Origin of the sequence: Amycolatopsis ponsaeliensis (assembly GCF_030182635.1) — a bacterium.
Taxonomy (GTDB): Bacteria; Actinomycetota; Actinomycetes; order Mycobacteriales; family Pseudonocardiaceae; genus Amycolatopsis; species Amycolatopsis ponsaeliensis.
The window spans coordinates 148,810-158,565 of record NZ_JAPZLD010000025.1 but is presented as its reverse complement, the minus strand read 5'-3'; the positions used below and the strand labels follow the sequence as shown (position 1 = coordinate 158,565).

General features: G+C 71.2%; 6 protein-coding genes. 4 read left to right on the top strand and 2 right to left on the bottom strand.

What is annotated here, in order from left to right; translation table 11 throughout:
- Positions 1 to 112: 112 nt before the first annotated feature.
- Complete coding sequence (locus QQ657_RS32810; RefSeq protein ID WP_284746148.1) at positions 113 to 1,135, bottom strand: alpha/beta fold hydrolase; 1,023 nt, start codon at positions 1,133 to 1,135, stop codon at positions 113 to 115.
- 92 nt (positions 1,136 to 1,227) lie between these two features.
- Positions 1,228 to 3,990 (bottom strand): AAA family ATPase, encoded by a 2,763-nt coding sequence (locus tag QQ657_RS32805; RefSeq protein ID WP_284746147.1) that lies wholly within the window; start codon positions 3,988 to 3,990, stop codon positions 1,228 to 1,230.
- A gap of 149 nt (positions 3,991 to 4,139) precedes the next feature.
- On the opposite strand from QQ657_RS32805, the gene QQ657_RS32800 reads away from it, so the two are divergent.
- From QQ657_RS32800 to QQ657_RS32785, 4 genes are all read left to right on the top strand, one after another.
- The gene (locus tag QQ657_RS32800) at positions 4,140 to 5,654 is read left to right on the top strand and encodes a tannase/feruloyl esterase family alpha/beta hydrolase (protein ID WP_284746146.1); all 1,515 of its coding nucleotides are present in this window, start codon (positions 4,140 to 4,142) and stop codon (positions 5,652 to 5,654) included.
- 93 nt (positions 5,655 to 5,747) lie between these two features.
- Positions 5,748 to 6,815, top strand: a complete 1,068-nt coding sequence (locus QQ657_RS32795) for an aldo/keto reductase (protein ID WP_284746145.1) — start codon at positions 5,748 to 5,750, stop codon at positions 6,813 to 6,815.
- Positions 6,816 to 7,205: 390 nt separating this feature from the next.
- The gene (locus QQ657_RS32790; protein ID WP_284746144.1) at positions 7,206 to 7,556 is read left to right on the top strand and encodes a helix-turn-helix domain-containing protein; all 351 of its coding nucleotides are present in this window, start codon (positions 7,206 to 7,208) and stop codon (positions 7,554 to 7,556) included.
- A 148-nt stretch (positions 7,557 to 7,704) separates the two neighbouring features.
- On the top strand, positions 7,705 to 9,687 hold the full coding sequence (locus tag QQ657_RS32785; RefSeq protein ID WP_284746143.1) for a tetratricopeptide repeat protein: 1,983 nt from the start codon (positions 7,705 to 7,707) through the stop codon (positions 9,685 to 9,687).
- The last annotated feature ends 69 nt before the right edge of the window (positions 9,688 to 9,756 follow it).

The following is a 9,756-nucleotide window of genomic DNA, read 5'->3' as shown; positions in this document are numbered from 1 at the left end:
CCCCGTCGTCGCCCCCCCGCCACAACTCGCGTCACCCCCCGCCCGCCCGTGTGTGCTCGGGGGGGTGTGTGCGTAATACTTTGTCCTCCCGGTCTCCCCCCCCCACGACTGCTTACATGCGGGCAGCGTCCACAATGGCCTGGGCGAAGGGGCGCGGCGCTTCCTGCGGGACGTTGTGCCCGATGCCGTCGAGGATCCGGTGTTCGTACTTGCCGGTGTACTTCGCGCGGTAGGCCTTGCCGTCCTTGGCCGCGCCGTCGAAGTCGCTGGCGATCGTGATCGCCGGGACCGTGATGGCCGGACCCGTCGCGAGTTTCTGTTCGTACGCCTCGTACTGCGGCTCGCCCGGCGCGAGGCTCAGGCGCCAGCGGTAGTTGTGGACGACGATGGCGACGTGGTCGGGGTTGTCGAACGCCGCCGCGCTGCGGTCGTACGTCGCGTCGTCGAAGTGCCACGCCGGGGAGGCCGTCTTCCAGATCAGCTTGTTGAAGTCGTGGCGGTTGGCCGCGTAGCCGGCGCGGCCGCGCTCGGTCGCGAAGTAGTACTGGTACCACCAGCCGAGTTCGGCTTGCGGCGCCAGGGGTTTCTGGTTCGCCACCAGGTTCGTGACGATGTACCCGCTCACCGCGACGACGGCCACGCAGCGTTCCGGGAAGAGCGCCGCGATGATGTCGACCGTCCGCGAACCCCAGTCGTAGCCGCCGAGGACGGCCTTGTCGATCTTGAGCGCGTCCATCAGGGCGACGACGTCGAGCGCGACCGCCGCCTGCTGTCCATTGCGGACGGTCTGCGCCGACTTGAACGTCGTGGGGCCGTAGCCGCGCAGGAACGGGACGATCACCCGGTGGCCGGCGGCGGCCAGGATCGGCGCGACGTCGACGTAGCTGTACGGGTCGTACGGCCAGCCGTGCAGCAGCACCACCGGCTGCCCGGTCGCCGGCCCGGACTCGTAGTAGGCCATGCTCAGCACCCCGGCGTCGGCGTGCTTGAGCTCGCCGAGCGAGGTGTGCTCGCCCGACCCGGCCCGCAGGTCAGGGGTCGTGGCCGGGGCGGCGGCGTTCGACGAGCAGGCCGCCAAGGAGGTCGCCGCCAGTCCCGCCGCGAACGCCTGCCCGAACCTTCTCCTGCTGATCATCTTGACTCCTGTGCGAAAGACCGTGGGACTTTCACGACGTTAGAGCCGGTCCGGTGATCTTCGCGCCCGTCAGGTGACGCAGCCGGTGTAAGTCACCCTTCGAGGGTCTTCAGCATCCCGGCGAGGTCGGCGCGGGAGCTCACGCCCAGCTTGGGGAAGATCCGGTGCAGGTGGGTGCCGACGGTCCGGTGCGAAAGGTACAGCCGCTGCCCGATCTCGCGGTTCGTCAGCCCGTCGGCGGCCAGCTGGGCGATGCTCAGCTCGTGCGGGGTCAGCTTCTCCCGCGCGTCCGGACCGCGGTTCGGGCTCGACTCGCCCGCGCCGCGCAGCTCGGCCCGCGCCCGCTCGGCCCAGGCCGTCATGCCGAGGGCGTCGAAGGTTTCGCGGGCGGTGCGCAGGTGCGTCCGCGACTCGACGACGCGCCGCTGCCGCCGCAGCCACTCGCCGAAGGCCAGGTGGACGCGGCCGCGTTCGGCGGGCCAGCCGGTCAGGTCGGCCCGCAGCGCTTCGGCGAACAGTGCGTCACTCGGGTCGAGCACGGCGCGCGCGTACCTGAGCCCGATGTGCAGCGCGGGCGACGGCGTGCACTTCGCCAGTGGTTCGAGCTCGGCGAGGATGTCGCGCAGGGCGTCGGTCTGCCCCGACCGCACCGCGGCCTCGGTGAGCTCGGCGACGCAGTAGGCGCGCAGGGCCAGCTGGTAGGCGGGGTCGGCCGGGTCGAGCAGCCGGCGCAGGTCGGCGAAGGCGTCGTCGAAGCGGCCTTCGCTCAGGTTCGTGAGGCCGCGCGCGAGCTGGACGGTGGCGAGCACCGGCCGGGCGCCCGCGGCGAGCCCGGCGCGTTCGGCCTCGCCGGCCAGGGTTTTCGCCTGCTTGTGGTCACCGCGCAGGGCGGCGATCTCGGCCTGGACGGCGGTGGCGAGGCCGTACATGAAGGGCTGGCCGGTCTCCCGCGCGAACCGGGCGGCTTCGGCGGCGACCGGCACGGCCGCGGCGAGGTCGCCGAGCCGGGCGCGGCTCCACGCCTGGACGGCCAGCGCCCGCGGCAGCAGCCCGAGCCGGCCCTGGGCCCGCAGCCCCGGCGCGGCGGCCGCGGAGAACCGCGCGGCGAGGTCGAAGGCGCCGACCTGCAGGGCGGCGCTGCCCAGGTACCGGTCGACTTCCGGGTCGGCGCCGGTCGCCCCGGCGAGCTTCTTGAGCCGGTCGATGACGACTGCGCCGCGTTCGAAGGGCGCGACATAGGCGGTGACGGCCACGACGCGCGGGTCATCGTCGGGGATCGGCAGCCGATCGGCGACGTCGAGCAGGGCTTTCCGGGCGGCGTCGCCGGGCTCGGTCCAGAAGCACCGCATGGCGGCACTCCAGAGGATCCGCATGGCGGCACCGGTTTCCCCCTCGCCGGCGACGGCCTCGGCGGTGACGGCGAGTTCGGCGACCCGGGCAGGATCTTCGCGAAGGCCGTCTTCGAACTCGCTGAGCAGCCGGCTCGCGGTGGCCCGGTGGTGTTTGCTCGTGGGTTTCGCGGCATGCACCAGGCGTTCGGCGGTCTCGCGACGTCCGGAGTCGACGGCCAGCTCGGCGGCTTTCAGGAGTCGTCCGGTCCGGTCGTGGGGCTGTTCGCTCAACCGGGCGGCTTGTTCGAGAGCAGCGATGGCGGCGGCTGCCCCGCCTCGGTACCGGGCCCTTTCGGCGGTGCGATCGAGTTCCCCAGCGACGGTCTCATCGGGCCCGGCGGTAGCGGCGGCCTGGTGCCAGGCCCGCCGGTCGGGCTGGTCCCGGAGGGCTTCGGCGAGGGCGAGGTGGGCACGCCGCCGCTCGGTGGGGGTGGCGGCCGCGGGGATGGCGGAGCGCATGAGCGGGTGCCGGAAGGTGACGGTGCCGGCGGAGAGTTCGATCAGGCGAGCTTCGACGGCAGGGGCAAGGATTTCCGGCTCGACGCGGAGACAGGGTGCGGCGGCCGGGTGGTCGATGGGCGGAGCAACACCGGGCTCAGGCGGCTCCTCCATTCCCAGGAGAGCGCCCGTCGCCGTCAAAGTCTCCGCCAGCGAGGTCGTCTCGTTCAACGCCGCCACCAGCAACGCCGTCCGCGTCTCCGCCGGCAATCCCGCCACCCGGGCCGTGAACGTCCGCTCCAGGCGTTCCGTCAGCGGCAGCACCGGGTCCAGCCCGTCGAGATCCGCCAGCCCCAGCGGCAGCTCCGTCAACGCCAGCGGGTGCCCCGCCGCCTCCGTCAGCAGCCGGGTCCGCACCGCCGGGGCGAGGCTCGGCGCGACCGCGTCCAGAAGGTCCGCCGCCTCGTCCGCGCCCAGCCGCTCCAGGGCCATCGGCGCCAAGCCCGCGTCGAGCAGCGGGGACGAAGCGCCGTCCCGGAGCGTCGCCACCACGACGATCGGCTCCGTCTCGATCCGCCGCGCCACGAACGCCAGGACGTCCGCGCTGGCCCGGTCGAGCCAGTGCACGTCCTCCGCCACCAGCAATAACGGCTTCGCGGCCGCCTCCTCGGCCAGCAGCGTCAACGCCGCGAGCCCGACCAAAAACGCACTGGGCGCCGAGCCGTCCGCCAGCCCGAGCGCCGTCCGCAGCGCGTCCCGCTGCGGCGCCGGCAGCTCCGCCACCCCCGCCCGGACGGGGTGGAGCAGCTGGTGCAGCCCGGCGTACGCGAGGTTCTGCTCAGCCTCGGCCCCGGCCGTCCGCAGCACGCGCAGCCCGGCGACCGACGCCGCGGCCGCCGTCTCGGCCACCAGCGCCGACTTCCCGATCCCCGCCTCGCCGCGCAGGACGACGCCGCTGCGGTCTTCGGGACCGTCGACGAGCTCGGCCAGCTCCTTCAGCTCGGCTTCCCGCCCGTGCAGCGCCATGGAACCGACCTTACCCAACCCACGTTTCCGCAGCTCACGGCCGAGTGACGTACATCGACAGCGTCATCCGACGGGCGCGGGCGCCGCACCCCGGCGGCCAAGCTCGGCAGCGCCATGTCCACATCGGACGAAAGCGACCAGAGGAACCGATGAGACGCATCCCCAAGTTCTTGGCGGCCGCCGTGCCGCTCCTGCTGACCGGCCTGGTGCCGCTGGCGCCGAGCGCGTCGGCCGCGACGCCGGTGTGCGCCGCCGTCTCGGTGCCCGCCCCGGCCGGCGCGAAGATCGAGTCGGTCACGGCCGAACACAAGACCGCGTACTGCCAGCTCACCATCACGCTGACCCACTCCGGCCAGGACCACGTCAAGGTCGCCGTGGCCCTGCCCGACACCGGCTGGACCGGGCGCCTCCAGGCCCTCGGCGGCAGCGCCTACGCCGCCGGCAACTTCGACGGGCTCGCCCAGGCCGTCAAGGACGGCTACACCGGCGTGACGACCGACGCGGGCGTGTCCCTGGACGGGCTCGACACATCCTGGGCGCTGACCACCGACGGCACCGTCGACCAGACGCTCCTGACCAACTTCGCCACCCGTTCGGTGCACGAAGAGGCCCTGATCGGAAAAGCCGTCACGCAGCGGTACTACCACCGCCCGGTGGCGTACTCGTACTGGACCGGCTGCTCGACCGGCGGCCGCCAGGGCTACTCCGAGGCCCAGAACTACGCGGACGACTTCGACGGCATCCTGGCCAACGCCCCGGCCGTCGACTGGACGCAGTTCGCCGTCGCGACGCTGTGGCCGCAGGTCGTCATGAACCAGAGCCACGACTTCCCCAGCACCTGCGTGCTTTCCGCGTTCCGGACGGCCGCGGTCCAGGCGTGCGACGCGCGGGACGGCGTCACCAACGGCATCGTCGACCGGCCGGACGAATGCGGCTACGACCCGCGCGGCCTGGTCGGCACGAAGGTGGTCTGCGAAGGCCACGAGTTCACCGTGACGGCGGCGGACGCCGAGGTCATGCGCAAGATCTGGGCGGGCCCGGCCGACGAGCGCGGCCGCGAGCTGTGGGCCGGGCTCCCCAAGGGCGCGGACTTCACCTGGCTGGCCGGCACGACGCCCGGCCCCGACGGGACGCTCGTCGCGCCGGGCTTCCCGGTGGCCGTCCACTGGGTGCAGTCGTTCCTGGAGAAGCAGCCAGGCTTCGACACGTCGAAGCTGACGTACGGCCAGTTCGCCGACCTGTTCCGCCAGTCGGTGCGGGAGTACGACGACGTCATCGGCACGTCCGACCCGGACCTGTCGGCGTTCCGCCGTTCGGGCGGCAAGCTGATCACGTTCGTGGGCGCGAACGACCAGCTGATCCCGCCGGGCGGCACCCTGTCCTACCGCAAGCAGGTCGAGCGGACGATGGGCGGTGCGCAGCGGGTGAACGACTTCTACCGGCTGTTCCTCGCCCCGGGCGTCGAGCACTGCTTCGGGGGCGGCGGCCCGGAGCCGACGAACGCGCTCGGGCAGCTGGTCGACTGGGTGGAGCGCGAGCTGGCCCCGGCCACGCTCGCGGCGGCGTCCGCGGACGGGAAGACCCGGAACCTGTGCCCGCTCCCGTCGGTGTCGCGCTATGCGGGCGGCGACCCCGCGGTGGCCTCGAGCTACCGCTGCCGCTGAGTCCAGGCCGTGTGTGCCGGCCTCCCTCCGGCACGCACGGCCCCTCGCTCGAATGGACTTGCGGGTCCAAAAACCGATCGGCACTGTGAAGTCATGCCACTTGATCAGTACTACCTCCTCGGCCGGTCGGGCCTGCGCGTCAGCCGGCTCGCGCTCGGGACGATGAACTTCGGCACCGGCGGGTTCCACGCCGCCTACGGGAAGACCGAGGACGAGGTCCGCCCGATCTTCCGCAAGTACCTCGACGAGGGCGGCAACTTCCTCGACACGGCGGACTTCTACACCGCGGGCGAGAGCGAGACCATCCTCGGCAGGCTCATCACCGAGGCGAACGTGCGCGAGCGCGTCGTGCTCACGACGAAGTTCACCAACAGCGTCGACCCCGGCGACCCCAACGCGGGCGGCAACGGCCGCAAGCACCTGGTCCGCGCGCTCGAGGCGTCGCTGCGGCGGCTGGGCACGGACTACGTCGACCTCTTCCTGCTGCACACGTGGGACCGGCTCACCCCGGTCGAGGAAGTCGTGCACACGCTCGACGACCTCGTCCGCGCGGGCAAGATCCGCTACGCGGGCCTGTCGGACGTACCGGCCTGGTACGCGGCGCGGGCCCAGAGCATCGCCGAGGCGCACTCGCTCACGCCGATGATCAACCTGCAGCTGCCGTATTCCCTGGTACAGCGCGAAATCGAGACCGAGCACGTCCCGATGGGCCGGCACCTCGGCCTCGGCGTCACGGCATGGAGCCCCCTGGCCGGCGGCTTCCTCACAGGCAAGTACCGCGACGGCGGCGCCGGCCGGTTCGACCCGGACGCCCAGACGTGGACCGAGCGCGACTGGCAGCTGCTGAAGCCGCTCGAGGAGGTCGCGGGCAAGCTGGGCGTCACGATGGCCCAGGTGGCGATCAACTGGGTGGCAACCCAGCCGGGCATCGCGTCGGCGATCGTCGGGGCGAGCAGCGCAGACCAGCTGGGCAAGAGCATGGCGGCATTGGACTTCGAGATCCCGGCGGAGCTGCGCGCGGTGCTGGACGAGGCGAGCGCGGTGCCGCCGGCCTCGGTGTACCGGATGTTCACGGCCCAGTACCAGAACTGGATCGTCACCCCGGACACGAAGGTGGGTGACAAACCGGACGGCTATGCGCCTGCCGTGCGGAACTGGTAGCCGGAGCGGGTTCGTGGACCAGCACCCGCCGCGAACCCGCTCACCCGTCAGGGTTTCCGAAGTTCCGACTGTCCGCCGAATCACAAGAACCGCGCTGCGGAATTCCCGAAACGGGGCAAGGACAAGCCACTCCATCGCCTTGCTTTTCCACCCCGACCATACGGATCGTGTCCGCCCACGATGGCCGAGCGACAGCCTACAACCCAACCCGATCAAGGGACTTCTGTCGTCCGGAAAGAACAACAACGCTGAGACACATGCAACCGGAGCGTGCAGATGCACACGAAGCTCACTCTCGATTTCACCTGACCGGCACGCTCTGGTTCGCCGGGCGCGATGAGACAATCAACGCCCGAGCACGACGCCAGCGACCGCCTCGGGAGCACGCGCATGGACATGCCGGAACAACCTGATCCGGAAGCCGCCCTGCGCACTGACCGTAATCGTCGCATGGTTCAGGACTGGCAGAACGGCGCCAGCATCACCCAAATCGCGCAACAGTACGGCTTGTCACTCAACTGGACCGGGTCATTGCTCCGACAGAACGGCGCCGACCTTCCCACCGTCGGACGCGGCATCAAACGCGACCTCGACAGTGAGGAAGTCGTGGCTTCCTACCTCGACGGCGCAACGGTTCGCGAAATCGCCGACGCTCATGATGTGTCTTACGGAAAGATCTATCGCTTGTTGCAACAACATCGCGTTCCCATGCGCCCACGTGGGGGAAGGCAAACGCGCTGAGTAAACAAGTTTACCAACTCCGGTCGACGCACAGTAATAGTCCACAATGGATTGCTCCCACCGTGGTGTGCAGATTTTCACATTACCGCCCACCGCATTCGACGAACCGGTAGACCAGAGAGTCGGGGTTGCCGCGGGAGGGGGAGCCATGACGCATCCTCAGCCGGGACATCGCACCGGACGGCCGGGACCGATTCAGCTGCCGCCGCCATCACCCGGAATCGTCGGCCGGGAGCCGGAGCTCGAACAGCTCGACGCCCTGCGAGAGCACCTGCGGGAACACCCCCGGATCGTCGTCCTGACCGGCGTCGGAGGTGTCGGGAAGACCGCGCTCGCCGTGCACTGGCTCACCACCCGCCGGGACGCGTTCCCCGACGGTGTGCTCTATACGAGCTTCGCCTCGGGAGCCGACGACGACGGTCCCGAGTCGCCCGGCATCGCACTCCACGGCTTCCTCGCCGCGCTCGGCATCCCCAATTCCGACATCCCGGCCCGAACGGCCGAGCGCGTCGCGTTGTTCCGCGCCCTCACCACCGGCCACACGTTCGCGCTTCTGCTCGACAACGCTGCTTTCGCCGCTCAGGTCCGCACCTTGCTGCCGTCCGCGTCCACCGCGTTCGTGCTCGTCACCAGCCGCTCCCAGCTCAGCGGGCTCGGCCTGGACGGCGCCGACATCGTTCCGGTCGAACCGCTCGGGAAGAACGCCGCACGCACCCTGCTGGCTTCGCGCGCCGGCGCCGGACGGCTCGACGCGGATCCCAGCGCCGCTCGGCAGCTCCTCCGCGCCTGCGGTGGCCTCCCCTTGACGATCGCGGTCGTCGGCGCCCGCCTGCGCGCCCGTCCCGAGCGGAACATCGCCAGGGAGGTCCGCGGACGCGGAGCGGGCGTCGGAGGACCGCACAAGGCGGTGTTCGACGCGTCGTACGACTCACTCACCCCGGCCGCGGCGCAGATCTACCGCCTCTGCGGGGTGCTCCCCGGCACTCACATCGCGCTCGACGCGCTGGCCCACCTCCTCGCCACGCCGGCCGACGGCATCGACGACCGGATCGAGGAGCTGGTCGAAGCCAACTTGCTGAGCGATCACGGAGAAGTGGTCAGCCGGCACGACGTGGTCCGTGACGATGCCCGGACCCGGTACGAGCGTGAGATGACGCCGGAAGATCACTCGGCGACGCTCCTGGCGTTCACCCGCTGGCACCTCGACCGAGTCCTGGCCGCGGACGAGCTCATCCACCCGTTCCGGCCGCGCTTCGCCACCCTCGGCGAGCCGGCCGCGCGGATCTTCGCCGACCGGGATCTTGCGATCCGCTGGTGGCGCCGGGACCACCAGGTCATCCGAGCCGTCACACGGGACGCGGCCGCGCAAGGCTGGGATTCCGAGGTGTGGCAGCTGTGCGAAGGGTCATGGGGCTTCTTCCTCCACAACCGCGACTACGAACCCTTCCTCGCCCTCACCACCCTCGGCATCGCTTCCGCTCGACGATGCGGCTTGCCACTCGTCGAGGCGCGGTTGCGCAGTCAGCTCGGTTTTGCACTGGACCAGCTGGGCAGGCTCGAGGAGGCGGACGCCCAGCACGCCGTCGCGTTGGAGATCGGCGAGCGGGAGAACGACGGACCCACACTCGCGACCGCCGTCTCCCGGCTGGCCAGAGCGGCCCGCCGGCGCGGCGACCTCGAGCAGGCGCTCCAGCTGTACCGGCGCAGCGCCGAGCTGCACGCCGAGATCGGCCGCCCCCGTGGTGTCGCGCTCGCTCGCCGTCGCCGGGGCGAGCTCCTGATCGAGCTGAACCGGGACCAGGAGGCCGCGGCCGAGCTCACCGCGGCCGCAGACACCATGGCCGAGGCCGGCGACGCCAACCAGCACGCCCGGGCGGTCACGGCCCTGGCCCGGCTGCACGACCGCCACGGCCGGTACGACCATGCGAGAAGCCGGTTAGTCGATGCGCTGCGCGTTGTCCGGGCACTCGACTCGCCGTACTACACCGCCGAGATCCTCGCCGTCCTGGCCGACCTCGAGACCCGTCACGACGACCTCGATCAGGCGCATGAGCACCGCGCGGAAGCTCGGCTCCTGTACGCCCGGCTCGGGGATCCGCGGGCAGCCGAACTCACTGACCAGGAAGACTGACCGGGAGGCGGCCCGGTACGTCCGCCCCTGGTTCCGCCAAGCGAAGACCGCCGCCGTTTCCGGGTGCCA

Excerpts from the sequence above, each read along its gene's own strand:
- QQ657_RS32805 (WP_284746147.1), bottom strand. The coding sequence starts at position 3,990 with ATGGCGCTGCACGGGCGGGAAGCCGAGCTGAAGGAGCTGGCCGAGCTC.
- QQ657_RS32810 (WP_284746148.1), bottom strand. The coding sequence starts at position 1,135 with ATGATCAGCAGGAGAAGGTTCGGGCAGGCGTTCGCGGCGGGACTGGCG.
- QQ657_RS32795 (WP_284746145.1), top strand. The coding sequence starts at position 5,748 with ATGCCACTTGATCAGTACTACCTCCTCGGCCGGTCGGGCCTGCGCGTC.
- QQ657_RS32785 (WP_284746143.1), top strand. The coding sequence starts at position 7,705 with ATGACGCATCCTCAGCCGGGACATCGCACCGGACGGCCGGGACCGATT.
- QQ657_RS32790 (WP_284746144.1), top strand. The coding sequence starts at position 7,206 with ATGGACATGCCGGAACAACCTGATCCGGAAGCCGCCCTGCGCACTGAC.
- QQ657_RS32800 (WP_284746146.1), top strand. The coding sequence starts at position 4,140 with ATGAGACGCATCCCCAAGTTCTTGGCGGCCGCCGTGCCGCTCCTGCTG.